Source organism: Sulfuriferula sp. (genome assembly GCF_054605375.1).
Genome location: NZ_JBTSEG010000008.1, coordinates 73179 through 96507 on the forward strand (window position 1 = coordinate 73179; position 23329 = coordinate 96507).

At 53.7% G+C, this 23329-nt stretch carries 26 protein-coding genes; 15 read left to right on the plus strand and 11 right to left on the minus strand.

Annotated features, from left to right (window positions below; translation table 11 throughout):
• Positions 1-25: 25 nt before the first annotated feature.
• From ACYCZJ_RS06840 to ACYCZJ_RS06870, 7 genes are all read right to left on the minus strand, one after another.
• The gene (locus ACYCZJ_RS06840) at positions 26-556 is read right to left on the minus strand and encodes a hypothetical protein (protein WP_461553472.1); all 531 of its coding nucleotides are present in this window, start codon (positions 554-556) and stop codon (positions 26-28) included.
• Positions 557-558: 2 nt separating this feature from the next.
• Positions 559-1473 (minus strand): hypothetical protein, encoded by a 915-nt coding sequence (locus ACYCZJ_RS06845; RefSeq protein ID WP_461553473.1) that lies wholly within the window; start codon positions 1471-1473, stop codon positions 559-561.
• 2 nt (positions 1474-1475) lie between these two features.
• Entirely contained in the window at positions 1476-2648 is a 1173-nt protein-coding gene (locus ACYCZJ_RS06850; RefSeq protein ID WP_461553474.1) for a restriction endonuclease subunit S domain-containing protein, read from the minus strand.
• Positions 2641-3096, minus strand: a complete 456-nt coding sequence (locus ACYCZJ_RS06855) for a hypothetical protein (protein ID WP_461553475.1) — start codon at positions 3094-3096, stop codon at positions 2641-2643. The genes ACYCZJ_RS06850 and ACYCZJ_RS06855 overlap by 8 nt, the downstream gene beginning before the upstream one ends.
• 61 nt (positions 3097-3157) lie before the next feature.
• Positions 3158-4693 carry a class I SAM-dependent DNA methyltransferase gene (locus tag ACYCZJ_RS06860; protein ID WP_461553476.1) on the minus strand — a complete coding sequence of 512 codons (1536 nt, stop codon included), beginning with the start codon at positions 4691-4693 and terminating at the stop codon, positions 3158-3160.
• A gap of 16 nt (positions 4694-4709) precedes the next feature.
• Positions 4710-7121, minus strand: coding sequence for an EcoAI/FtnUII family type I restriction enzme subunit R (hsdR, locus tag ACYCZJ_RS06865; RefSeq protein WP_461553477.1), 2412 nt, complete (start codon positions 7119-7121; stop codon positions 4710-4712).
• A 188-nt stretch (positions 7122-7309) separates the two neighbouring features.
• Positions 7310-7588, minus strand: coding sequence for a ribbon-helix-helix domain-containing protein (locus tag ACYCZJ_RS06870; RefSeq protein ID WP_461553478.1), 279 nt, complete (start codon positions 7586-7588; stop codon positions 7310-7312).
• A gap of 174 nt (positions 7589-7762) precedes the next feature.
• Between ACYCZJ_RS06870 and ACYCZJ_RS06875 the strand changes: the two genes are divergently transcribed.
• The 3 genes from ACYCZJ_RS06875 to ACYCZJ_RS06885 are packed head-to-tail and all read left to right on the plus strand — an operon-like array spanning position 7763 to position 8821.
• The gene (locus ACYCZJ_RS06875) at positions 7763-8365 is read left to right on the plus strand and encodes a type IV toxin-antitoxin system AbiEi family antitoxin domain-containing protein (protein WP_461553479.1); all 603 of its coding nucleotides are present in this window, start codon (positions 7763-7765) and stop codon (positions 8363-8365) included.
• The gene (locus tag ACYCZJ_RS06880; RefSeq protein ID WP_461553480.1) at positions 8362-8622 is read left to right on the plus strand and encodes a hypothetical protein; all 261 of its coding nucleotides are present in this window, start codon (positions 8362-8364) and stop codon (positions 8620-8622) included. The genes ACYCZJ_RS06875 and ACYCZJ_RS06880 overlap by 4 nt, the downstream gene beginning before the upstream one ends.
• A 28-nt stretch (positions 8623-8650) precedes the next feature.
• On the plus strand, positions 8651-8821 hold the full coding sequence (locus ACYCZJ_RS06885; protein WP_461553481.1) for a hypothetical protein: 171 nt from the start codon (positions 8651-8653) through the stop codon (positions 8819-8821).
• A 193-nt stretch (positions 8822-9014) separates the two neighbouring features.
• On the opposite strand, the gene ACYCZJ_RS06890 is transcribed toward ACYCZJ_RS06885, so the two are convergent.
• The 4 genes from ACYCZJ_RS06890 to flgA form a co-directional block, all read right to left on the minus strand.
• On the minus strand, positions 9015-10580 hold the full coding sequence (locus ACYCZJ_RS06890; protein ID WP_461553482.1) for an HDOD domain-containing protein: 1566 nt from the start codon (positions 10578-10580) through the stop codon (positions 9015-9017).
• A gap of 114 nt (positions 10581-10694) precedes the next feature.
• Complete coding sequence (locus ACYCZJ_RS06895; protein ID WP_461553483.1) at positions 10695-11144, minus strand: flagella synthesis protein FlgN; 450 nt, start codon at positions 11142-11144, stop codon at positions 10695-10697.
• Positions 11145-11168: 24 nt separating this feature from the next.
• Positions 11169-11480, minus strand: coding sequence for a flagellar biosynthesis anti-sigma factor FlgM (flgM, locus tag ACYCZJ_RS06900; RefSeq protein WP_461553484.1), 312 nt, complete (start codon positions 11478-11480; stop codon positions 11169-11171).
• Between the two features lie 110 nt (positions 11481-11590).
• Complete coding sequence (gene flgA, locus ACYCZJ_RS06905; protein WP_461553485.1) at positions 11591-12283, minus strand: flagellar basal body P-ring formation chaperone FlgA; 693 nt, start codon at positions 12281-12283, stop codon at positions 11591-11593.
• Between the two features lie 192 nt (positions 12284-12475).
• Between flgA and flgB the strand changes: the two genes are divergently transcribed.
• The 12 genes from flgB (at position 12476) to ACYCZJ_RS06965 (ending at position 23312) form a co-directional block, all read left to right on the plus strand.
• Positions 12476-12883 (plus strand): flagellar basal body rod protein FlgB, encoded by a 408-nt coding sequence (gene flgB / locus ACYCZJ_RS06910; RefSeq protein WP_461553486.1) that lies wholly within the window; start codon positions 12476-12478, stop codon positions 12881-12883.
• A 6-nt stretch (positions 12884-12889) separates the two neighbouring features.
• Complete coding sequence (gene flgC, locus ACYCZJ_RS06915) at positions 12890-13294, plus strand: flagellar basal body rod protein FlgC (RefSeq protein ID WP_461553487.1); 405 nt, start codon at positions 12890-12892, stop codon at positions 13292-13294.
• A gap of 14 nt (positions 13295-13308) precedes the next feature.
• Complete coding sequence (locus tag ACYCZJ_RS06920) at positions 13309-13980, plus strand: flagellar hook assembly protein FlgD (protein ID WP_461553488.1); 672 nt, start codon at positions 13309-13311, stop codon at positions 13978-13980.
• Positions 13981-14010: 30 nt separating this feature from the next.
• Positions 14011-15228 carry a flagellar hook protein FlgE gene (flgE, locus tag ACYCZJ_RS06925; protein ID WP_461553489.1) on the plus strand — a complete coding sequence of 406 codons (1218 nt, stop codon included), beginning with the start codon at positions 14011-14013 and terminating at the stop codon, positions 15226-15228.
• 31 nt (positions 15229-15259) lie between these two features.
• A complete protein-coding gene (gene flgF, locus ACYCZJ_RS06930) occupies positions 15260-16003 on the plus strand; it encodes a flagellar basal-body rod protein FlgF (protein WP_461553490.1) in 744 nt (247 codons plus the stop codon).
• A gap of 82 nt (positions 16004-16085) precedes the next feature.
• Positions 16086-16868 carry a flagellar basal-body rod protein FlgG gene (gene flgG / locus ACYCZJ_RS06935; RefSeq protein WP_461553491.1) on the plus strand — a complete coding sequence of 261 codons (783 nt, stop codon included), beginning with the start codon at positions 16086-16088 and terminating at the stop codon, positions 16866-16868.
• A 32-nt stretch (positions 16869-16900) separates the two neighbouring features.
• Entirely contained in the window at positions 16901-17569 is a 669-nt protein-coding gene (locus ACYCZJ_RS06940) for a flagellar basal body L-ring protein FlgH (protein ID WP_461553492.1), read from the plus strand.
• 44 nt (positions 17570-17613) lie between these two features.
• Entirely contained in the window at positions 17614-18699 is a 1086-nt protein-coding gene (locus ACYCZJ_RS06945; protein WP_461553501.1) for a flagellar basal body P-ring protein FlgI, read from the plus strand.
• A 12-nt stretch (positions 18700-18711) separates the two neighbouring features.
• Entirely contained in the window at positions 18712-19590 is an 879-nt protein-coding gene (gene flgJ, locus ACYCZJ_RS06950) for a flagellar assembly peptidoglycan hydrolase FlgJ (protein ID WP_461553493.1), read from the plus strand.
• Between the two features lie 73 nt (positions 19591-19663).
• Positions 19664-21829: a flagellar hook-associated protein FlgK gene (flgK, locus tag ACYCZJ_RS06955; RefSeq protein ID WP_461553494.1), complete on the plus strand. Its 2166-nt coding sequence runs from the start codon at positions 19664-19666 to the stop codon at positions 21827-21829.
• Between the two features lie 11 nt (positions 21830-21840).
• Complete coding sequence (gene flgL, locus ACYCZJ_RS06960; protein ID WP_461553495.1) at positions 21841-22755, plus strand: flagellar hook-associated protein FlgL; 915 nt, start codon at positions 21841-21843, stop codon at positions 22753-22755.
• A gap of 8 nt (positions 22756-22763) precedes the next feature.
• A complete protein-coding gene (locus ACYCZJ_RS06965) occupies positions 22764-23312 on the plus strand; it encodes a chemotaxis protein (RefSeq protein WP_461553496.1) in 549 nt (182 codons plus the stop codon).
• Positions 23313-23329 lie beyond the last annotated feature (17 nt).

Consider the following 23329-nt stretch of genomic DNA (forward strand, 5'->3'; position numbering starts at 1 on the left):
AAATTAATTAGAGTGGCCCCTTTGATTAATCCTGCTTCACGGAACTTTCAGCCGAAGAGTCTTCTAGCAGGTTAAACCAATCAGACAGATTGGCCTGAATGAGAAAAAACGATGCCATCAAAAGTCCCATAGAGAACGTTGCAGAGGCAAGACATATGCCAGAAGCCCACCAAAATGGGACTAACCCTACAGTCAACTGAATTGCTGCTGCGCAAAGCGCGGAAAAAACCGCAAGCGAAAGAAGCCGACTTAATCTTCGCAGTGGCCCATAGTGGGTCAACGACGTATTGAGTTGCCGTCTCTGTATAAGTCTCGTCTTGTACTCCGGTTTGTCGTACAGCCCTTCTTTTATCTTAATGACTATTCCTGTCTTTAGAGAAAGCAAGAAACTGCCCAAGGTCAAAAACCCCGCGAATAGACTGCCGCGCAGCTTATCCGCAAAGAAAGTTGAAACGTCTACGCCAAGGTGAGTTTGAAAATACCAGCAAAGCGCAAACACCGCCGCTGCGATTAACGCGGGAACGATGTAAACAAATGCCGGTATGAGTCGCTTCATTTCTAAATCTTTGTTGGGGTTGAAAGGAGTGCGTTCTGAGCTTTTGCAACCTTCAAAATTTCATCCATAAACCAAGTTCCAGCGAAGTCCTTTGCCGCAAGTTTCTTCAGCTTATCCGCAATGGTATCGTAATCAAATTCACCAAAGCTATCGGGGTTGTTCTCAAGAAAGATAACTTGTTCAATTCCGTCAGAATCAACCCCCTCAATTCTTCCCTTATCGACATTGAATGTATTTAGAGCCGCCCTAATCGCATCAGCCACGCTTGTCACAACGGTATTTTGATGAAAAGTAAAAGCCTGTGTTACTGATTTTGAGATGTTCGCTAGTGGTCTAAAAACAGGTTCTTCGTCTTTGACCGTAAAAAATTTGAACTTGAAAGAGTGAATGTGAGAAAAACTTGCAACCAGTTTGTCAAACGTTTCAGGTCTTACAAGCTGCATCCATTCTAAAGTCCCGTCAAACTGTTTTTTGATTGATTTAATCTTCGCTACCGAAGAGTCGGACTGTTTTTCAGCTTCAATCTTGGCCTTCTTGAGTTCCTCGTAATGCTTCCTAGCTAGATAGCCAAACTGATTGAGCGCGCATGACTGGTAATAGTGTTGATAGATGCCACGACCTGTCTTTTTATGTATCAAGAAGAAATTAAAATCTGCCAGTAAAGCACCGTCTGATACATCTCGTGTGACGATTTCGACATTGCCATTGCCCTGTGTAAGTTCAAGGAATTTTTTCTGGTCTTTGGTTGTGATGAGCAGGCCTATGTAATAACTGCCCTCCTCGGCGACATACAAGAGGCGAGGGTGTCCGCCATGTTCAATTGCTTTGTTCTGATTTTTTGCCAAATGCTCAAAAAATTCAGCAAGACTTATTCCTTTACCTGTTTGTAGCGTAATGCCGAGAAGTTTTACTTTCATTTTTAATTCCCGTTGAGTGTCTCGCTGTGGGTCGAATCAGCGAAGATTTTATTAAGTATCCCAGGTATCAACAACGATGTAGCGCTAACGGCAGACTGGCTGTTTTCTAGAGCCTGCATAAGGTGCTGCTTAAATTCGACGAATTTTACGCGTGCCATATTTGAAGGATAAGGTACTTTAAGCTCCATGAGCTTGTTCAGGCCAAGTGTTCGATTTCTTCCTGCCCCGCCTGGCGACGCATCCCGAATCTTCGCGATACCCTCTTCGGTCAGGAAATAGTAGCGAAGATATTCGGCAGTCGCTAAGCCGTCTGTCGGTACACATGAAATGAAACGATGCGAGCCTATTCTGCCGGCATCTTCAGGTTTGACTACGGCGATTGCGCCTTCCCAAGCAAATACGTTGGAGAATAGCAGGTCACCAGGTTCTATTTTGTAAACACGCTTGTCGCCAATTTCCATCCCAGAAAGGGTTGGCTTGTGAAAGGTACCTTTGCCAAATGAGCGGACTCCAAGCTCCGCGTAATCGGCCTGATGATCAACTTTGATGTCCCGCCGTATAAGTGGTGCCACATCCTTCAAGGGCCGCCATTCAGCGTTCTTTAGCGTTTCTTGAAAGCGCACGACCAATAGGCTGGATATGTCGCGATCGATGGAGGTACGAAGTTCCTGAGCTTGGCGAAGCTGTTTTTCTACCGCATCAATCTTCGCCACAATATTGCGTTGTTCATCGATGGAGGGAAGCTGAATTTCCAAATCAAGGAACTCCAGCTCCTTCAGTCGAACCCGATTGGTCGTGCCTTCACTGGTTCGCAGGCACATATCCACAAAAGGCAGAGTCCGGCACAGCCATCCCATATAATCGGGCAATAAGCGTTGTGTGCTGATGTTGAAAATCGGGAAATCGTTCGATACCAAAGCGCCATCAAGTTCAGTAGGCACGATTCCCATTGCACCGTTGCGCGCATCAATTCGTGACGCGATGAATTGGCCTTGTCGAGCGACGAATCTTTTGCCCATTATCGACGCACCGGCAACCCGTCCGCGTTCTACTACGCCTTTACCCCACAACCGGATTGTGATTTCTTTGTATTTAGCATTGACGGCTGGCTGCGCTGTTTCACCAGATCGGGTGAGCACTTCACCCAGCTTCACCCGCGGCCACGGCTTACTCATGCCGCCCCTTCTTGCTTTTCTTTTCAACCGCAACCGTTTTGACTGAGTTGCATTTTTTGGCAATGGCTTTCACAGGCTGTTCAATCGCTTGTGCGTAGTGGTCAGTTAGTCTCTCCATGTTCCGTGCGGTTTCCTGGGCAACTATTCGGAATTTAAGAATAGTTCGATCTGCCAGTAACTCGCCGTCCGCGTAGATGTTTTTCAGGTGTCCGTTTACAGTTTGAACGCTCGCCTGAAACAGATCGGCAAGCTGTTTTTGCGTCAGCCATACCGTGCCATCCATCAGGCGCAGTGAAATTTTGGTGTTGCTACTTTGGGTTTGGTACAGCAGAAATGACTCGCTCATGCCACACTCCTCATGGGCGATTTCCGCAACACCGTTTCGGAAATCGCAGACGGTGTCTGTGGAATTCGCGGTTTGATCAAATTGCCAGACACTTTCTGGCAATTTGATCTTCCCGAAAATTTTTCAGGCGGTGCCTGAAAAATCCTTGGCACAAACCTCTTTGTCATACAGGCTCCTTCAACAGCGCCTGCACCCGCGTCATTATGTCGATAATCCGCCGCTCTTTGGCGAGGATGTTTTCCACCAGCTGTTCCGGCGGGAGGTGGGTGATGTTTTCCTTACCGTTCGGGTTCTTGCGGTCAAGGTTGCAGTTATTTGCGAGCAGCTCGGCAGCGGGCACTTTCCAGGCGAGGTCATTTTCCTCGCGACTTTTCCACCACTCGATCAGCGGCGTGAATTCTTCATATTGCAGTGGCCGGGTTTTGGAGTAATTCTTGCGGCCTTCAGGCAGCGGCTGCTCGTAATACCACACTTCTTTCGTTGGCCCACCGCGCTCAAAGAATAATAAATTGGTCGGAATGCCGGTATAAGGCGCAAACACTCCGTTGGGCAGGCGTACGATGGTATGCAGGCTGAATTCGGTCAGCAGTTCCTGCTTGATGCGGGCACAAACACCGTCGCCGAACAGGGTGCCGTTGGGGACGACTACGGCGGCGCGCCCTGGCTTGGATTTCCTTTTGAGTTTACGCATGATAAGTTGCATGAAAAGTAGGGTGGTTTCCGCAGCCTGCTTGTCTTCCGGGAAATTGCCCAGGATGCCGCGCTCTTCCTCGCCACCGAAAGGCGGGTTGGTGAGGATCAAATCCACCCTCTGCGCATCACCGATTTCCTTCAAAGGAAAACGTAGGGCGTTGCCGGGATCTATGTCCGGCGATTCCAGCCCATGCAACAGCAGGTTCATGTTAACAAGCAAATAGGGTAAAGGTTTGGCTTCGCAACCTTGAATGCTAGCCTGTTGTAGTGTTTTCCGGTCTTTCACCGTCCGGCACTGCTTTTCCAGGTGGGAGTAGGCTTCTACCAGAAAACCACCAGTGCCGCAGGCAGGATCGAGGATGGTTTCCCCAAGCCTTGGGTCGGTCAGTTCCACCATGAGTCTGACTACCGGGCGCGGCGTATAAAATTCGCCCGCGTCGCCCGAAGCGTCACGCATTTCCTTGAGCATCGATTCGTAGGTACGGGAAAGGACATGCAATTCTTCCGTGCTATTAAAGTGGACACTTTCCAATTTGTTAATTACGTCACGCAGCAGATAACCGCTAATCATGCGGTTTACCGTTCCACGAAACACGGCAGCGATGGTGTCACGCCGGTCGTGGCTGTCGGTGCCTTGCAGGTTCTTTAGGTAGGCGAATAGTCCGGCACCACGTGTGCCGTCTGGACGTGTGGCTTCGTCCTGGTTGATGAAAGCGATCAGCTCATCGCCAGTAATTCCATCGGCCTTGGTCGCCCAGTCGCGCCAGCGGTAAGGCGCTTCGATAGCATGTTTGAAACGCTTACCAGATAGTGTTGCTTCAGTTTCCCGTACTGTCTCAATGTCATCGAGAAACTTCAGAAACATGATCCAGGTAAGCATCGGAAGGCGGTCGGCATCGCCGTTCAAGCCTTTGTCTTTGCGCATGATGTCGCGGGCAGACTTTATGATGCCGACAAGTTGCTGAGCGGTAGTAAGTGGGCCAACTGTTTTCTTGGTGCTGTTCATGATTTATTTAGTCTTGTCAGTTGCTATATAGAAGCGATTGCATTTTGGTCACAGCTTCACGCAGTTTGTCAGGGCCGCCGAAATGGGCAGAGATTTCGATCAAATTGCCGTGATCGGAAATAGGCGGCACTTGCAGCGCGCCGGGCATATTGAATTGGTCGGTGCCAAACTCGGTATATTTGTCGAGTATCTCACCCAATATCTGCCGGGCTTCCGGGCCGTATTGGTCGAAGAAGGTCATTCTCTCCTTGCGCAAATTTTCTGCGCGCTGCCGCCGTGTGAGTAAGGGTGCGTTGAAAGCCAGGTGGCATAGCAAATCAACGGGGTCAGCATCGGGCTGGTGCGTCTGTTCGGCCAGTTCCCCAAAATCGATGCCGCGCTCAGCGAGTTGGATAATAAGCTCCGCCCGTTGTTGCGGATCGGCCCACAGGGTTCGCAGTTCGTCCGGCGAGCGATACAGGACGCGCACTTTGTCGGCGGTATAGTCCGTCAACTGAACTACGCGCAGTTGCTTGCCGTCGGCATCCAGCTCATAAACCAAGTGTGCGGCGATCTCTACCTTGCCGCCATCCACGTAATATTTTCGGCGCTCCTCACGAACACCGACCTCGCCATGGGTTAAGCTGGTTTGTGTTGATGCATATTCTTCGTCCACTTCAACGGGCGCTTGCTCGATCACCGTGAGCGTGCCCGGCAATGTCTCCCCCGTTGCGGAAATTTTTTCCTCGGTCACCAGCGCGGGATCGCCGTCGAAATCCGGGTCGGCAAACAGCCGCGTGGCAGAGCCGGTATAGTCAAGGATGTCGAAGTAAAGCTTGTCGTAATCCTCACGCACGCGCGTGCCGCGTCCAATGATTTGCTTGAACTCGGACATGGAATTTACCACCCGAACCAATACCACGTTCTTGCAGGTGGGCGCATCGACGCCCGTGGTGAGCAATTGCGAAGTGGTCAGAATTACCGGCGTGGTCTTCTCCAATTCCTGAAAACGCCCTAAATGGCCGCGCCCAATATCACCTTCCGCCGCCGTTACACGGCAGGCGTAATCGGGATACTGCGCAACCAAATCCGCATTCAGGTTGTTCAATTCCCGGCGCATTTCGTCGGCGTGTTCCTGATCGACACAGAACACAATAGTCTTTGCGAAACGGTCAGTTTTCTTTAGGTGATCAGTCAAATGCCGTGCAACCGCTTGGGTACGGGCGCGCAGGCTCACCAACCGCTCAAAGTCGTTGGTGTGATATTCCTCGTCGGGAATCGGTTGCCCATAACGGTCTAGCTCGCCACGACTTGGTCGCCATCCAGCAGCATCGTAGGTTGTCACCACACGATGCACCCGATAGGGTGCGAGAAAGCCGTCCTCGATTCCTTGGCGGAGCGAATATTGGTATACCGGATTACCAAAATAGCGATAGCTGTCGCGGCTATCTTCTCGCAGCGGTGTTGCCGTCATCCCAAACTGGAAGGCTGGCTCGAAATACTCCAATATTTCCCGCCAGTTGCTTTCGTCCCGTGCGCTGCCCCGATGACACTCATCAATGATGATCAGGTCGAAGAAATCCGGCGCATATTCCCGGTACAACCCCGGACGCCGCTCATCCCGTGCCAAAGACTGGTATGTTGCAAAGTAAACTTCCCGGCCTTTGTTGGCTTCTCCACCCTCGATTTTCCAGCGGGCGTCGCCAAATACCGCGAAGGTCTTGTCTTTGGGGTCGTCGATCAAAATATTGCGGTCGGCGAGATAGAGAATTTTGGGGCGGCGATATTCGCCGGTTCGGTTCCAGCGGGCATTCCACAGCTTCCAGCAAATATGAAATGCCGTGGGCGTTTTGCCGGTGCCGGTGGCCATGGTCAGCAATATCCGCTTCTGGCCCGACAGGATCGCCGTTATAACGCGGTTTATTGCAATTTCCTGGTAGTAGCGTGGGCTTTTCCCGGTGGTGTGATTCAAGGGCGTGAGGAAGGTTTTTGCAGCATGCTCGTCAGAAAGGCTGTTCCCCGTCCTCAAACGCGCCCAGAGTTCTTGCGGCGTTGGATAGGCCGAGATTTCTTGTTCGATCCCCGTTAGAAAATCAAATTCCAGAATGGTATGGCCGTTGGTCGCATACGCGAACTTAAGGCCAAGCATTTCGGCGTATTCTTTCGCCTGCTGCATGCCCGTTCCGGCGATCTCACTTTCAGCCTTTGCTTCCACGACCGCAAGTGTAAAGTCGCGCGTGTAGCGCAGCAGGTAATCGGCGCGCTTTTGTTCTTTGCGCCTAGCCTCGCGCCCGACAATGTAAATCCTGCCATCGGTAAAAGTACGCTGTTCAGCGATACCATGCGGCGGCTGATCCCAACCCGCCTCGACAAGCTTGGGCGTGACATGCAGGCGGCAGGTATCCGCCTCTGTCAGTTGGTGTTGATTGATCTCTCCCGGTTCAGACATAATTTTTGATTGTTATAGTTTCAAAAGCTCTACCAATTTCCGCGCGCCTATGTTGGCCAAGTGTGAGTACGTCTTCCATGTCACCCGCCACCCTATAATCCGCCTGGCTCGCTTGCGCCATCAACCTGGCGTGCCACCGATTTCTGGCTTATCTGGATATTCGTATCAAGTACAACACGCATGTGCGGCTATTTTTTGTTTAACAGTTTTGCGGATATTTCAGCTTTCATATCAGCCCGTACCGCAGCAAGCGCCTCGTCGATTGCTGCCTCGATCTCTCCCTCTGTAACGCTTGCATTGCGCTCCCGAACTTCTGCTACGGATTTATTGAGCACGCGCCAGCGCACCGCTTCCTCAACGAATTTTGATAAATCGCCTTTCTTCATGCCATGCTGGGCAAGGTAAGAGCGCAGCGAAATATCCGTCCCCTTGGAAACCTTGATCGTCCAGCGAATTGAGTCTTCCATAGTGTCTCCAATCAACGAAAAGGCGTATAAACGCCTATACGCTTATATTACTGATACCGGGTAATAATCGCAAAACATTGCGCCATGGCTAATTTATAAATATCTTTCTACCGCCAGTTGACATGATACTAAATGTCGGTAATTATTAACAACTACCGACGATATGTATCAATCATGGAAACCTCAAAAGCCACCAAGGTTCTGACTCTCGCAAAGCAAGGCGGCGTCATTCGCGCCCGAGACCTGGAACCATACAGCATTCCACGCACTTATCTTGCCCGGCTCACAGAAGCGGGCAAGCTGCAGCGCCTTGGGCGCGGCCTTTATATGCTGGCCAATGGGGACATTACCACTAACCACAGTCTGGCCGAAGCCGCAAAGCGGGTGCCGCATGGTGTCGTTTGCCTGCTTTCGGCGCTGCGGTTTCATGGGGTGACCACCCAGGCACCGTTCGAAGTATGGCTGGCCATCGACAATAAAGCGCGCGTGCCTGCGACCCAGGAAACACCGCTGCGCATCGTGCGTTTCTCAGGAGAAGCGCTGCAAGCGGGAATCGAGGTGCATACAATAGACGGCGTGCCCACCAGAATTTACTGCCTGGCCAAAACCATCGCCGATTGCTTCAAATACCGTAACAAGATCGGACTGGATGTGGCGATTGAGGCGCTGCGGGAAAGTTGGCGTGCGCGTAAATTCACCATGGACGAACTGTGGCGCTATGCGACCATTTGCCGCGTAGGCACAGTCATGCGGCCTTATCTGGAAACTCTGGCATGAATCAACCTCGTAATCTTGCCGCCTCGGTGCGCCAGCGGTTGCTGAATATCGCCAAGCGTGACGGTGAGGCTTTCGATCTGGTACTAACACGCTATGCCTTGGAGCGGCTTCTCTACCGCTTGGGGAAATCGCCGTACAGCCATAAATTTTTGCTCAAGGGGGCCATGCTTTTTGCTGCATTGGCAGACGCACATGTCTCAAACTTCAAAGCCACATGGCCCGCTGGCGGTCCGTGGCAGATTCGAACACAGCAATAATTCCCGCACTGTTGGCAAGCAGCACCGCATGCGTCCGGCAGCGGTACGGCGCGCAGCACGCCCACGCGCGAAGCGGCAGGATGTGAGCTCCCAGGCGAGCAAGGTTGAAGCAGCCCCCAAGGGCAGCATCAGCCGTTCCCGTCTTGGCAGCCCGACAGGGCAACCAAGCAGGGATGACAGCGCGGATGACGGCGGGTGAATTTTCTGAGAGGCAAGTGTCCAGCGCAGCTTGGTGGGCAAAGTCGAATACGATATGGAAAGAGAATGCCGACGAATTCCTTTCTGTAGGCTTCGGGCAAGTGAAAAAACTAATGAGAGTGTATAAATTACGGGTAATCAGCGATTACTCAAGTACATGTAAATCAGTAAAAATGTGGTTTTATCGGGATGCTTCAACGCGAGTTGAGGGCGGCCAATAATAAGCCTTTCAACGTTTTAATCAGTGCGGTTTCATCTGCTGAAACGCCTTCGGGCGCAAGCAAGGAGCGGTCTGCATAGAGCAAACCAAGCGTTTTTTCCTGGATCACCAGCGGCAAGATAATAAAGCTTTGCGTATCCGGCAGTAATTGACGGTGCCAGGCCGGGATAAGCGAATAAATTTTAGCTGCAGTTGCGTCGGCGATTATCAAATCGGCATTATTTTTAATCGCCAGATGAAATATATCGTGGGTAATGGTGGTGGAAAACCGGAAACCGGCCTGATGTGCGGAGTGGCTTTCCCCGATTGAAACGCGCGCGCGGTATTGTTCGGTCTTGAGGTCCTTCATGCACAGGGTGGCGAAACGAAAGCCCATGCCCTGATACAGGGTTTCCAGTACTTGCATGATCAATTCGTTCAGCTTGCCATGCCCGGAACCCATCATCTGCGTCACGTCCTGCACGCCCGCCAGCAATAAGGCGTGGGCATTCATGGGTTTTCCGCTGGGATGGCAGGTCAGGATGGGCGGGGTGTCGGATTCCGGGGTAACCAGCATGAAATCAGTGAGCAGATTTTGCGCCTCCGGGTCTGATTCGCCTGGCAATTCAGCGGGTTTATCTGGCTGTGGGAGTAAGCCCAGGCTATCCAGCAGAACGTGCGTTTCATGGATCGTCACGGCAAATAACTGGTCGATTTGTTCCTTGTCCAGAGTGAGTGCAGAGCCAAAGCGTGTCAGCAGAGTTTGGTTATCCGCAAGTTGTTTCGCGTCATTCGTATGCGACATCAGTCGCGCGGCGTCCGAGCTGAATGACGCCACCAGCGACATCCATTCCTGGCGGTTCGCAGGTGATTTCTCGACGCGGCTGCAAAGGGGGGTGAGGGCATGAATGAGCGTGTCAGAAATTTTCCAGTCCTGCAGCACGGTGACGGCGAGCTGGTCGAAACTGCAGCCCAACACCTGCAGTGATGCTTTTGCGGGAGTGAGATTGGCGCCCTGGGTCAGTACGCTGATTTCGTTGTACACGTCATGATCATGCGAAGCGACCAATAGCTGGCCCAGGTTTTTGAACAGGGCGGTAATCGCGGCTTCTTCGGCATCAGGAAAGTGGCTGCGCCGTGCCAGTTGACGCCCCATGACACTGGCGCGCAACGCTTGAGCCAGTTCAAAGCGCACACTCTGCGCATGGTGGGTATCCGGCAGTCTGTCGACCAGCAGCATGGCCAATGCACACATTTTCACTGTATCGAATCCAAGCAGGAAAATTGCGCTGGTGATGGTGCTGATTGTTCGGCCAGAGGCTGTCCGGTACGATACCGTATTGGATAGGCGCAGTATTTTTTGGGTCAGTGCAACATCGGATAAGACGAAGTTGGTCAGTTCCTGCAAGGCTTCATCGTCGGATGAGGTGAGCTGTACAACTTTGGATACGGCACTGCCCAAAGCGGGTAGATTGGCGTCATCGCTGAATTTTTGTAACAGCGCGGCGCGCTTAGCGGCGGGACTGGCTGACAACGACAGGGAAGTTGAGTCGGCACGCATGAATTTGATGGTGAGGAACGTATTGGTAGCCGGATATCACCAGGCCGCACTTAGTTTGTGCCGCGCAGGAAATGCTGGATGCAACTCGCCAGGTATTAACCAGGCCCGATTAAATTAGCCGACCACTCGATTACGAGCCGCTATCGAAACCTTTGACTGTCCATCCGGGCCATAGAACCCGCTGCGCTGGTCTGCGCCATGCAGTACATTCAGCGCCACTTGATTGCGTGTCAAGTGAGTATTGATCAGCAGGCCATTGATACGATTGGCTTCTTTTACATCGTTGGTCAATGCAAGCAGTTTCGACCAGCTTTCTGCGGCGTTATCATTCTGTTGGCTGGATAACCATGCCTGCATGCCAGCGTTGCTCTGCGGATGGCCGGCTGCAGTCAGTGCTTGCAGGCGGGTATTGACCAATTCCGTCATGCGCGCCACGGCACCGGCTTTTTCCACGGTAATTGCATGCATCCTGTCGACATTGGCTTCGACCAACAAAGCCTGTTCCTGCTGGATAAGTCCAAGCAAATGCTGCATTGCCTTGCTTTCCTGTTCAATTATATCCATCAGGGGGTATCCATTCGTTCGGGTTTAGTTTTTGCGTGCTTGCAACAGATTTTTCACTGTTGTCAGGAGTCCATCCGCCACTTTCCCGGCATTAACCTTGAATTTTCCATCCGCAATAGCCGATTTGATGGCTTCGACTTTGCCTGCATCAAATACCTCGCCGCCAGCAATCGCGCCTTGCAATGACTGTAATTGTGCAGATGATGTAGAGGAGGATTTGAGTGAGGCCGCAGCGGGTGTGGGCGCAGCCCCGGCCTTCCCGGTTTTGTTACCCGCGCTGGCTGGCGTTTGTCCAAGCGGCAAGCTGATAGACTTTTTCGAGTCATTGATTTTCATTGCGTTATCTCTATCTGATTAGAGGCTCAATCAAGCCTGAGCCTGTGTTCATTATATCGGCGAGGCCAGTGCAAACTTTAATGCCTAATCAGAATCTATTTGCTATTCAGCTAATAGCTTACCTCGACTATGCCGCCGGCCTTGGCAATCCCCCTAATCATTTGTCCGGCTTGCGTTCTGGCCTGTACGAGCTGGCCTTCGCCGGCGCTGGTCAGCGCCTGGCCTTCAGATGAAACCTGAAATCCAGGCCCGATGGATACCAGTCGTACCGTTTGTCCCTGCTGCACGGCAGGCACGCTGCGCAAGCTATCCTGGCGTAATGCGGTTCCTGCCTGCAGGGACATGGTAACCGTGCGGCCAATGGCTTGGGTTGCATCGGTAATAATGCCGGCAGGTAGCGTGGTCAGGTCACCTTGCATGGTGGCGAGATCGGTTGCACTGACGATCTGGCCCTGGGCCAGCGGCGCGGCAGTCACGATGTAGGCGGCGACCACGCTGACCTTGGCTTGAATATAGACAGTCCAGGGTGTCGGTACGGTGCAACGGACGCCGACGGTGGTTTTTCCCCATACCCTGCTGCCGGTAGGCATAAATGCCTGGGGCGCGGCGCAGGCTGCCAGATCCAGACGCGGATCAAGCTTGTTGACGCTGATGCTGACATGACCCGGAAGGCCACGTGTTTGTGCTTGCAAAAATTGTTCGGCAACCTGGCGAACCGCAGCAGGACCCTGACGCCCGCCATCGTTTTGCGCAGCGGCAATATGCACGAGCGAGAACAGTAGTAAAGCGAGCAAGGTTTTCATGGTGGGCGGCCAGCAAATTGATCACACGGCTATCTTAGTCTGTAAGCGCTTAATCAAAGCAGTGAATAGCTTATGGATATGGGTGCTTATCTGGCAATTGCAGAAGATCATGTCGTCGTAACATCGTAGCTGTGAAACTGTAAAAGCCTGGTGACTACACGTTTCTCCAGCAATATATTTTCGGAGATTGCCATGATCGGAAAATTAGACGAGTACCTGCGTTTCCAGGAAACCGCGCTCAACCTGCGTGCGCAGCGCCAGCAATTGCTGGCATCCAATATTGCCAATGCGGATACGCCCAATTTCAAGGCGCGCGATATTGATTTTCGCACTGCCATGCAGAATGCGCTGGCGCCCGCTGCGAGCCAGGCGCCTTCGCTGGATAATACTTCGGCTGTGCATCTGGGCGCGCCCGGCACGCTCAATTCCAGTGGTACCCCGTTGCTGTATCGCAGCGTCCAGCAGGGCAGTGTAGACGGTAATACGGTAGATATGGATACCGAGCGCAATCAGTTTGCCGACAACGGTATTCGTTATGAGGCGAGCCTTACCATGATCAGCGGGCAGATTAAAAGTCTGCTTGCTGCAATACAGGGGTAATCAATCATGTCGTTATTTGATGTTTTCAATGTTGCCGGCTCCGCCATGAGTGCACAGGCGCAGCGTCTGAATACTACAGCCAGCAATCTTGCCAATGCCGATAGCACCACCAGTTCCACCGGCCAGCCCTATCGTGCCAAGCAAGTGGTATTCAGCGCAGTGCCGGTTGCGGGTTCGCAGGCGAGCGGGGTGAAAGTGCTGGGCGTGGTCGAGGATACCGCGCCACCCAAAATGGTCTACGACCCGAAGAATCCCGTTGCCGACGAGAAAGGCTATGTGGCCATGCCGAATGTCAACGTCGTGGAGGAGATGGTCAACATGATTTCAGCGTCACGCTCCTATCAGACCAACGTGGACACCATGAATGCGGCCAAAACCATGCTGCTGAAAACGCTCACCATCGGCCAGTAGCCAAGGAGATTTAAATGAGTACCGTACAAAATAATACTGTTTCCTCCAGCTTGCTGGCCTCCATGAATCCGGCGGCTGCGGCAACGCAGAGTACTGCCGCTGCAGCGCAGGATACGTTCATGAAGCTGCTGGTTACTCAAATGAAGAATCAGGACCCGCTCAACCCGCTTGATAACGCCCAGGTGACCAGCCAGCTCGCGCAGCTGTCCACAGTGACCGGCATCGAGAAAATGAATGCAACGCTGCAATCGTTGATAGGCAGCTATCAGTCCAGCCAGACGCTGCAGGCGGCGAGCATGATCGGCCATGGCGTGCTGGTGGCGGGATCCAGTCTGAATTTGAATAATGGCCAGGCGCCATTCGGGATTGATCTCAATACGTCAGTCGACGATGTAAAAGTCACCATCAAGGATGCGAGCGGCAGGGCGGTTCGCAGCATGGATATGGGTTCGCAACAGGCGGGTATGCTGGCTTTGCAGTGGGACGGCACAACGGATAGCGGGGCAGCTGCTGCCAACGGGCAATACAGTTTTTCGGTGGATGCGACCCAGGGTGGTCAGAAAGTAGGTGCAACGGCTTTGGCTTTCGGTCAGGTTGCAAGCGTGGCAAGTAGTGGTCAAGGTGTGGTGCTGAATGTACCCGGTCTCGGCCCGATCAATCTGACCGATATCCGGCAGATTCTTTGAGCAGCATCAAGACATATTTAGGAGAACGAAATGGGTTTTCAGCAAGGTTTAAGCGGCTTGAATGCTGCGTCAAAGAGTCTGGATGTGATTGGTAATAACGTAGCCAACGCCAATACGGTGGGTTTCAAGGAGTCGCAGGCACAATTTGCCGATGTTTATGCGAATTCGCTGACCGGCGCAGGCGCTTCCCAGGTGGGTATCGGCACCAAGGTCGCCCAGGTTGCCCAGCAGTTCAGCCAGGGCAACATCACCGCCTCCAGTAATCCGCTGGATGTGGCCATCAACGGCGGCGGTTTTTTTCGCATGAGCAACAACGGCACCATCGCCTATGCGCGCAATGGCCAGTTTCAGTTTGACAAGGCCGGCTATATTGTCAATGCCACCGGCTCGCGGTTGACAGGATATGGCGTGAGTGCCAGTGGTGTGCTTGCGACGGGTGCGCCAACTGATTTGAACATCAATACTGCGGACCTCACCCCCAAAACCACAACTAAAGTGGATGCTGTTTTGAACCTGGACTCGGGTAGTACGGTGCCAGTGACCACGCCATTCAATATGGCGGATCCGACAACTTATAATAATTCAACAGCGGTTTCTGTGTATGACAGTCTGGGTAATGCACATACCTTGCAGACTTTTTACGTCAAAACTTCCGCCAATAACTGGGATGTGTATGCCTCTACCGATGGAGGAGCAGCCAGTTTGGTTAGCCCTTCCCCCACCCTCAGCTTCAACAGCAGTGGTGCCCTGACCACCGCCATGCCGTTAACCGTGCCGGTGGCTGTGACGACTGGTGCCACCACACCGTTCAACGTCTCACTCGATTTCACCGGCACTACCCAGTTCGGTTCGTCGTTCAGCGTCAACGCGCTGAAGCAGGACGGCTATACCTCGGGCCGACTGGCGGGCTTCAGCATCAGCGCGGACGGCACCATTGCCGGGCGCTATACCAATGGACAATCCGCCACGCTGGGACAGGTGGTGCTGGCGAATTTTACCAACCCCAACGGTTTGCAGCCGCTGGGCAACAATCTGTGGACGGAAACGGCGGCCTCGGGTGCACCGCTGGTGGGTACGCCCAACTCCGGCAGTCTGGGCGTATTGCAATCGTCCGCTGTTGAGGATTCGAATGTCGACCTGACAGCCCAGCTAGTGAACATGATTACCGCTCAGCGCACCTATCAGGCCAATGCGCAGACCATCAAGACGCAGGATCAGGTACTGCAAACCCTGGTGAATCTGCGGTAATGCGCATTAATCCGGCCACTGGGAGACTCGCATGGACCGTCTGATATATACCGCCATGACCGGCGCGAAGCATATTCTGGAACAGCAGGCCACGACTACGCACAATCTGGCCAATGCCACCACCACCGGCTTTCGCGCCCAACTGGATTCGTTCCGGGCGGTGCCGGTGATCAGCAGCGAAGGCTTGCCGACACGCGCGTTTGTGGTGGATGCAACAGTAGGTAGCGATTTCACCCCCGGTGCAATCCAGCAAACCGGACGCGAACTGGACGTGGCGGTGCAGGGCAAAGGCTGGATTGCGGTGGAGTCGGAGAACGGTGCTGAAGCCTACACGCGCAATGGCAGTCTGAAACTCAGCGAAAACGGAGTATTGCAGACTCAAAGCGGGCTCAATGTACTGGGCGATGGCGGCCCGATCAGTATTCCACCCGACGTGACCATCGCCATCGCCAAGGACGGCACCGTGTCGGCCATCCCCAAGGCCGGCTCGCCTACTGCGGTGAATGTGCTGGGGCGTATCAAGCTGGTCAATCCACCGGATGCATCTTTAGTGCGTGGCGACGACGGTAATTTTCGCACCAAGGATGGCAGTCCGGCAGAATCCGATCCGAATGTTGTCCTGATCGGCGGTGCGCTGGAGGGCAGTAACGTCAACGTGGTGGAAGCCATGGTCAACATGATCAGCCTGGGCCGCCAGTTTGAAATGCAAATGAAGATGCTTCAGAACGCCGAGAATAACGCCAATAAAGCAAGCCAGCTTCTCAGTATGAGCTAGTGCTGTATAGCGCAAAATGTTACTTGACTGCCGGTGGAAGGGTTTACAGCATCGGCGATGAAATGATTCTTTGGAGAAAAAAATGATTCGCTCACTTTGGATAGCCAAGACCGGTCTGGATGCACAGCAGACACAAATGGACGTCATCGCCAATAACCTGGCCAACGTCAGTACCAGTGGTTTCAAACGTTCACGCGCAGTATTCGAAGACTTGCTCTACCAGACCATGCGCCAACCTGGCGCGCAATCGTCGCAGCAAACTCAATTGCCATCCGGCCTGCAGCTGGGTACAGGCGTGCGTCCGGTTGCCACCGAGCGCATTTTCACCCAGGGAAATCTGCAGCAGACCGGCAATGATAAGGATGTGGCGATTCAGGGCTCCGGATTTTTCCAGGTTTTGCTTCCTGACGGCACAACAGCGTATACCCGCGATGGCTCTTTCCAGAGCGATAGCCAGGGTCAGCTGGTCACTTCCAGCGGCTATGTAATCCAGCCGGCCATTACCATTCCGGCCAATGCGCAGAGCATTACCATCGGTCGCGATGGCACAGTGTCGGTGACTCAACCGGGAACCCCGGCGCCGGTGCAGGTAGGCTCATTGCAACTGGCGACCTTTATCAATCCGGCCGGTCTTGAATCCAAAGGCGAGAATCTGTATGTGGAAACCGCTGCTTCGGGCACGGCCAATACCAATACCCCGGGCAGCAACGGTGCCGGCCTGCTCAATCAGGGCTATGTGGAAACCTCGAACGTGAATGTGGCCGAGGAGCTGGTCAACATGATCCAGACCCAGCGTGCTTATGAGATTAACAGCAAGGCCATTACGACTTCTGACCAGATGTTGCAGAAGCTGACCCAGCTTTGAATGTTTCCTTTGCTGGTGTAAATGGAGCAGAAATGAATAATCGTGTCGTTGCCGTGCTGATTGCTTCGATAGGGATACTCGGCGGTTGCGCCGTGGTACCCGATACCATTGTGCGTCAGCCAACCGATATCAAGCCGCCGCAAGTTGCACCGGCTGCGCCGGCCAATGGCGGTATTTTTCAGACTTCATCTTATCGGCCGCTGTTTGAGGACCGGCGTGCGCGCCTGGTAGGGGATGTGCTTACTATCGCGATCAACGAGAAAACCAATGCCGGCAAGCAGACCGGAAGCTCGGGCAGCAAGAGCGGCAGCGTGGCGGCCAGTATCCCGACTATTCTGGGCCTGCCTCTGAAAATGCTGCAGGGAACATCGGTATCCGCACAATCTGCAAACAAATACGACACCAAGGGCGCAGAAAATTCCAGCAACATTTTCACCGGCACACTGACCGTCACCGTTGCCGAAGTCCTTCCCAATGGCAATCTGGTGGTGACTGGCGAAAAACAGATATCGCTGGATACTGGGGTCGAGTATGTGCGATTTTCCGGCGTAGTCAGCCCGGATACCATTGCCGCGGGGAATGTCGTGTCATCGACCCAGGTTGCCGACGCACGGGTTGAATACCGTTCCAATACCCGCGTCGATGCTGCGCAGGTGATGACCTCCCTGACAAGATTTTTCCTGAGCGTGTTGCCATTATGAAAGCCGCAAATTTTTGTATGAAAAAAACCGGCAGCATTTTAGCGATGTTATTCGTCTCTCTTGCCATGTTGATCCCGGGCGTATCCCACGCCGAACGTCTCAAGGATCTGGCCAGCATCCAGGGTGTGCGGCAGAACCAGCTGATCGGTTATGGCCTGGTTGTCGGCCTTGACGGTAGCGGTGATCAGACCACGCAGACGCCGTTCACCGTACAGAGTGTCGCCAGCATGCTGCAGCAAATGGGTGTCAATTTGCCGCCCGGTACCACATTGCAACTTAAAAATGTGGCAGCGGTGATGGTGACGGCATCATTGCCGGCTTTCGCCCAGCCTGGTCAGACGCTGGATGTCACGGTGTCCTCCATGGGTAATGCGAAGAGCTTGCGTGGTGGAACCTTGCTGATGACGCCATTAAAAGGCGCCGATAACCAGATCTACGCCATGGCACAAGGTAACTTGCTGGTAGGTGGCGTGGGTGCTTCGGCGGGGGGCAGCAAAGTACAGGTGAATCATCTCAGCGTGGGACGTATTTCTTCCGGTGCAACGGTAGAACGCACGGTGCCCAGTTCGCTGACCCAGGGCAATGTGGTACGCCTGGAACTCAATGACACCGATTTTTCGACGGCTAGCCGGGTGGTCGAGGCAATCAACAGGCAATTTGGTAACAACACGGCAGCAGCCATGAATGGTCGAGTGATCCAGGTGCAGGCACCCCTTGGCAGTGATGAACGGGTTGCCTTCCTGGGGGTTTTGGAAAGCCTCAACGTGACGCCGGCGCAAACCGCTGCCAAGGTGATTTTGAATGCACGCACTGGCTCAGTAGTGATGAATCAGTCTGTCACACTCGATAGCTGCGCGGTTTCGCATGGCAACCTCTCGGTAATGATCGATACCCAGCCGGTTATCAGCCAGCCGGCCCCGCTTTCTCAGGGGCAGACCGTAGTCGCCCAACGCTCACAGGTGGAAATCAAGAAAGAACCCGGTCAGGTATTGATGCTGCAAAACGGCGCCTCTCTGGCCGAGGTGGTCAGAGCGCTGAATGCCATCGGTGCCACCCCCCAGGATTTGCTGGCCATTTTACAGGCGATGAAGGCGGCGGGTTCGCTGCGCGCCGAGCTTGAAATTATTTAACCGGCGCCGATCATGATCAATCCGACTGAGATCACCGGCAGCATTGCTCTGGACACCCAGAGTGTTGATGCCTTGCGCCAGTCGGCGAAACAGAACACGCCGGAGGGCTTGAAAACTGTCGCCAAGCAGTTTGAAGCCCTGTTCATGAACATGATGCTCAAAAGCATGCGCGAGGCCAGTCCGCAGGACGGCACCTTCGACAATGCCCAGAGCCGGATGTACACCTCAATGCTGGATCAGAAGTTGAGCCAGAATCTCGCGTCACGCGGCATCGGACTGGCGGACGTGTTGATCCGGCAGCTCTCTAATACTGTGGTGGCTCCACCAGGTTCAAATCAGACCGGACAACCCATGCCAACCTTGCCGGATATGCCTGGCGTGCCTACCAGCGTGCCTTCCACTGCTGTTGACCGGGCAGATTCAAATCAACCCGCACACGTGCAGGCATTCCAGGCACGTCTGGAAGCGCACGCCGAAGAGGCCAGTCGCACGACCGGCATCCCGGCCAAATTCATGCTTGGCCAGGCAGCGCTGGAAAGCGGTTGGGGGCGGCGCGAGCTTGTCGCGGCGGACGGCACGCCAAGCCATAATCTGTTTGGAATCAAGGCAACTGGCGGTTGGCAGGGCAAGGTGGTGGAGCATGTCACCACCGAATATGTGCATGGTGTGGCCCAGAAAGTAGTTCAAAAATTTCGTGCCTATGACAGCTATGCGGATTCCTTCCGCGATTACGCCCATCTATTAAGCAGCAATCCGCGCTATCAGCAAGTACTGGCCAATGCCCAGGATGCGGCCGGCTTTGCACGGGGGCTGCAGCGCGCAGGTTATGCAACTGACCCGAATTATGCTGAAAAGTTGACACGCATCATCACGCAATCGCTGTCTGCATAAGAAGCAACGCCAGTCGTTAAAGTTTTTGAGTGGCGTGCCGAAAACCTCCTCATACAAGTAGATTAAAGACACCATGGCTTCCAATATCCTCAGCATCGGACAAAGCGCACTCGCTGCAGCTCAGGCGGGGATTAGCACGACCGGGAATAACATAGCGAACGCGGCAACACCGGGCTATAGCCGTCAGGTCGTGGTGCAAGGGCCTGCGTTGTCGCAGAATCTTGGTTATGGTTTTCTTGGCCAAGGTACTCAGGTTGAGACAATCAAGCGTATTTACAACGATTTCCAGGCGTCTCAGGTACGCGCAACACAATCCATAAATAGTAGCCAGAGCACCTACGCGACCCAGCTTCAGCAAATCGACAACATGCTGGCTGATCCATCCGCCGGGCTGTCGCCGGCGTTGCAGGATTTTTTCAAAGGCGTGCAGGATCTGGCTGCCAATCCATCTTCCGTACCTTCACGGCAGGCTGCATTGTCATCAGGCCAGTCACTGGCTGCCCGTTTCCAGAGTTTGAACGATCAACTCACCCAGATGAACCAGGGTGTGAACAGCCAGATATCATCGAGTGTGGGCGTCATCAATACCTATGCGCAGAAAATCGCGCAATTGAATAATGCGATTACCCTGGCGCAAGGCGCTGCGAATGGTCAGCCGGCAAATTCCCTGCTTGATCAGCGCGATCAGCTGATGGCGGATTTGAGCAAGGAAATCCAGACCACCGTCGTCAAGCAGGACGACGGGAAATATAACGTCTTTATCGGCAATGGGCAGCCGCTGGTCATCGGTGCTCAGACATACGCACTCAAAACAACAATTTCACCCACCGATCCAAGTCGTACGGAAGTCGCTTATGCGACCAACGGTAGCAGCGTGATTATGGGTGAAAACAGTCTTGGAGGCGGCACCTTGGGAGGGCTGCTTGCCTTCCGCAGCCAATCGCTTGATCCGGCGCAGAATGCATTGGGCAGGGTTGCAATTGGCTTGGCCAGCGATTTTAATGCACAGCATCGCCTTGGCCAGGATATTAACGGGAATCTGGGTGGTGATTTCTTTACTGTGGCGTCCCCCCGCGTGGCTGCCAGTACCAACAATACCGGCACCGGCGTGCTGAGCGCCACCATCAGTAATGCCGGTGCGTTGACAGCCAGCGATTACCGGCTGAATTACGACGGCACCAATTACCAGCTGACCCGGGCAACCGATGGCGCTGTCACCACATTCAGCACCTTGCCGCAAACCATCGACGGCGTGAGCCTGAATATTTCCGGTACACCCGCTGCGGGTGACAGCTTCCTGATCCGACCCACGGTAGATGGTGCCAAGTCAATCAGCGTGGCCATTAGTGATCCGGCGCTGATCGCAGCTGCGGCTCCGATTCGTTCCACTGCCAGTTCGCCTCCGATCCGTTCTTCGTTCACAGCAACCAATGCAGGCACCGGAACGATTGGTACTGCGAGTGTCAATCCGCCCCCAGTTGACGCCAATTTACAACAGCCGGTCACGATTACCTTTACTTCACCGACGACATTCGATGTGAGCGGAACGGGCACCGGTAATCCTACCGGGGTGGCCTACACGCCCGGTGCAAACATCAGCTACAACGGCTGGACTGTACAGATTGCAGGTGCGCCGGCCAGTGGCGACAGCTTCGCTGTTTCGCCAAACTCGGGTTCTGGAACCATCAGCGCACCCACGGTCAACACGCCGCCGCCGCCCAATGCCAATTTGCAACAGCCGGTTACGATTACTTTTACCTCACCGACAACATACGATGTGAGCGGAACGGGTACCGGCAATCCTACCGGCTTGACCTATACGCCCGGTGCAAACATCAGCTACAACGGCTGGACTGCCCAGATCACAGGCACGCCGGCCGGTGGCGACAGTTTCGCCATTTCGGCCAATACCGGCGGGGTAGGCGACAGCCGCAATGCGTTGTTGCTGGGCGCGCTGCAAACCAGCAATACGCTGGCCGGCGGCACCACGACATATCAGGGCGCCTATTCACAACTGGTCAGCAGTGTGGGCAATAAAACCAACGAGCTCAATGTGTCGAGCACTGCATCCAATAATTTGCTGACAGGTCTGGTACAGGCGCAGCAGTCAGAATCGGGCGTCAATCTGGACGAAGAGGCGAGCAACCTGCTGCGTTATCAGCAGGCTTATCAGGCCGCCGGTAAAGTCATGCAGATTGCCAGCCAGCTGTTCAATACCCTGCTCACGCTGGGTAATTAAGGGGACATACCATGCGCATCAGTACCAGCATGCTTTTTCAGCAAGGCGCCGCCAGGATTAGCGATCTGCAAAGCAATCTGGTGAAGACCCAGCAACAATTGTCCACCGGCCGCCGCATATTGACGCCGGCGGATGATCCGGTAGCCGCTGCACGTGCGCTGGACGTTACCCAGTCACAATCGGTCAATGCGCAATACGCGACCAACCGCCAGACGGCAGTCAGTTCACTCACAGCTGTGGACAGTACGTTGGCCAGTGTTACTACTGTTTTGCAGGATGTCAAAACACAGACCGTCTACGCCGGAAATGGCACTTTATCGAACTCGGATCGCAGTAACCTTGCGACGCAATTGAGTAGTGATCTGGATCAATTGTTGTCACTCGCCAACAGCACGGACGGCATTGGCAATTACCTGTTTTCCGGTTATCAGACCAGCACCCAGCCTTTCGTCAAAACTGCGACGGGTGCGCAATACAATGGCGACCAGGGGCAACGGCAGATCCAGGTGGATTCTTCTCGCCAGATGGCGGTGAGCGATTCGGGGCAAGCCATATTCCAGGGCAACAATCAGGATGTGTTCAAGACGCTGACGGATCTGATTACCTTATTGCAAACGCCCGTTACCACCCCGGCTGGAAATGCCGCGTTGACGGCAGGTTTGTCTGCTGCCAATGGCAATATCGATCAATCACTCAATAACGTACTGACAACCAGGGCTTCGGTCGGGTCGCGTCTCAAGGAACTTGATTCGCTGAACAGCGCGGGTTCAAATCGGGATATCCAGTACAGCCAGACCTTGTCACAACTACAGGATGTTGATTACGCCAAGGCGATCAGTCAACTTACCCAACAGCAAACGACACTACAAGCTGCGCAACAGTCATTTGTGAAAATTGCCGGCTTGTCGTTGTTCAATTATCTGTGAGTTGCGTGATGGCTCCAAACGAAATAATGGGCTCACAAGTCAAGAGCCTGCTCTCCGGCGTGTCAGATCATGGGGACAGACATTTGGCCGAAGTGGAAACAGATCTGGTGCAAATGAATATTTTGCTGGGTGAAGCCATTAAAAAGCTGGGTTCGAGTTTCATGGCAATTCATAGCGCGCTCAGCATCCAGCAGGAGACAGTCAACCTGTTGCTGTCCGGCGGAACGCCAGCGCCTGAATGTATTGCCAGGCTGGAGGCCATTCAGGGTGAGATAGGCCAGCATGTCAATGCGGCCGTAACCGGCTTGCAATTTCAGGATATGACCAGTCAGTTGATTGGCAGAATGGTGACGCATCTTTCCGGGTTGCGCGATGTGTTCGGCGCGCTCGATACAGGCAGCACCAATGTGCTGCCGGAAAGTAATCACGAAGACATCGTCACTTTGTTGAATAGCCTCAATCAGATGCTCGCGGAACGTGGCGTTGCACTTGAAGGGGCTTTGCGCAGAGCGGTTAATCAGCGGCATATGGAAAGCGGAGACATCGAGCTGTTCTAATCAACAGCGAGAAACGA

Coding starts and splice junctions, on each gene's coding strand:
- ACYCZJ_RS06890 (WP_461553482.1), bottom strand. CDS start 10,580: ATGCGTGCCGACTCAACTTCCCTGTCGTTGTCAGCCAGTCCCGCCGCT.
- ACYCZJ_RS06920 (WP_461553488.1), top strand. CDS start 13,309: ATGAGTACCGTACAAAATAATACTGTTTCCTCCAGCTTGCTGGCCTCC.
- flgA (WP_461553485.1), bottom strand. CDS start 12,283: ATGAAAACCTTGCTCGCTTTACTACTGTTCTCGCTCGTGCATATTGCC.
- ACYCZJ_RS06845 (WP_461553473.1), bottom strand. CDS start 1,473: ATGAAAGTAAAACTTCTCGGCATTACGCTACAAACAGGTAAAGGAATA.
- flgM (WP_461553484.1), bottom strand. CDS start 11,480: ATGAAAATCAATGACTCGAAAAAGTCTATCAGCTTGCCGCTTGGACAA.
- flgG (WP_461553491.1), top strand. CDS start 16,086: ATGATTCGCTCACTTTGGATAGCCAAGACCGGTCTGGATGCACAGCAG.
- ACYCZJ_RS06870 (WP_461553478.1), bottom strand. CDS start 7,588: ATGGAAGACTCAATTCGCTGGACGATCAAGGTTTCCAAGGGGACGGAT.
- flgK (WP_461553494.1), top strand. CDS start 19,664: ATGGCTTCCAATATCCTCAGCATCGGACAAAGCGCACTCGCTGCAGCT.
- hsdR (WP_461553477.1), bottom strand. CDS start 7,121: ATGTCTGAACCGGGAGAGATCAATCAACACCAACTGACAGAGGCGGAT.
- flgL (WP_461553495.1), top strand. CDS start 21,841: ATGCGCATCAGTACCAGCATGCTTTTTCAGCAAGGCGCCGCCAGGATT.
- flgJ (WP_461553493.1), top strand. CDS start 18,712: ATGATCAATCCGACTGAGATCACCGGCAGCATTGCTCTGGACACCCAG.
- flgC (WP_461553487.1), top strand. CDS start 12,890: ATGTCGTTATTTGATGTTTTCAATGTTGCCGGCTCCGCCATGAGTGCA.
- ACYCZJ_RS06945 (WP_461553501.1), top strand. CDS start 17,614: ATGTTATTCGTCTCTCTTGCCATGTTGATCCCGGGCGTATCCCACGCC.
- flgF (WP_461553490.1), top strand. CDS start 15,260: ATGGACCGTCTGATATATACCGCCATGACCGGCGCGAAGCATATTCTG.
- flgB (WP_461553486.1), top strand. CDS start 12,476: ATGATCGGAAAATTAGACGAGTACCTGCGTTTCCAGGAAACCGCGCTC.
- ACYCZJ_RS06895 (WP_461553483.1), bottom strand. CDS start 11,144: ATGGATATAATTGAACAGGAAAGCAAGGCAATGCAGCATTTGCTTGGA.
- ACYCZJ_RS06965 (WP_461553496.1), top strand. CDS start 22,764: ATGGCTCCAAACGAAATAATGGGCTCACAAGTCAAGAGCCTGCTCTCC.
- ACYCZJ_RS06860 (WP_461553476.1), bottom strand. CDS start 4,693: ATGAACAGCACCAAGAAAACAGTTGGCCCACTTACTACCGCTCAGCAA.
- ACYCZJ_RS06940 (WP_461553492.1), top strand. CDS start 16,901: ATGAATAATCGTGTCGTTGCCGTGCTGATTGCTTCGATAGGGATACTC.
- ACYCZJ_RS06880 (WP_461553480.1), top strand. CDS start 8,362: ATGAATCAACCTCGTAATCTTGCCGCCTCGGTGCGCCAGCGGTTGCTG.
- ACYCZJ_RS06875 (WP_461553479.1), top strand. CDS start 7,763: ATGGAAACCTCAAAAGCCACCAAGGTTCTGACTCTCGCAAAGCAAGGC.
- flgE (WP_461553489.1), top strand. CDS start 14,011: ATGGGTTTTCAGCAAGGTTTAAGCGGCTTGAATGCTGCGTCAAAGAGT.
- ACYCZJ_RS06840 (WP_461553472.1), bottom strand. CDS start 556: ATGAAGCGACTCATACCGGCATTTGTTTACATCGTTCCCGCGTTAATC.
- ACYCZJ_RS06850 (WP_461553474.1), bottom strand. CDS start 2,648: ATGAGTAAGCCGTGGCCGCGGGTGAAGCTGGGTGAAGTGCTCACCCGA.
- ACYCZJ_RS06885 (WP_461553481.1), top strand. CDS start 8,651: ATGCGTCCGGCAGCGGTACGGCGCGCAGCACGCCCACGCGCGAAGCGG.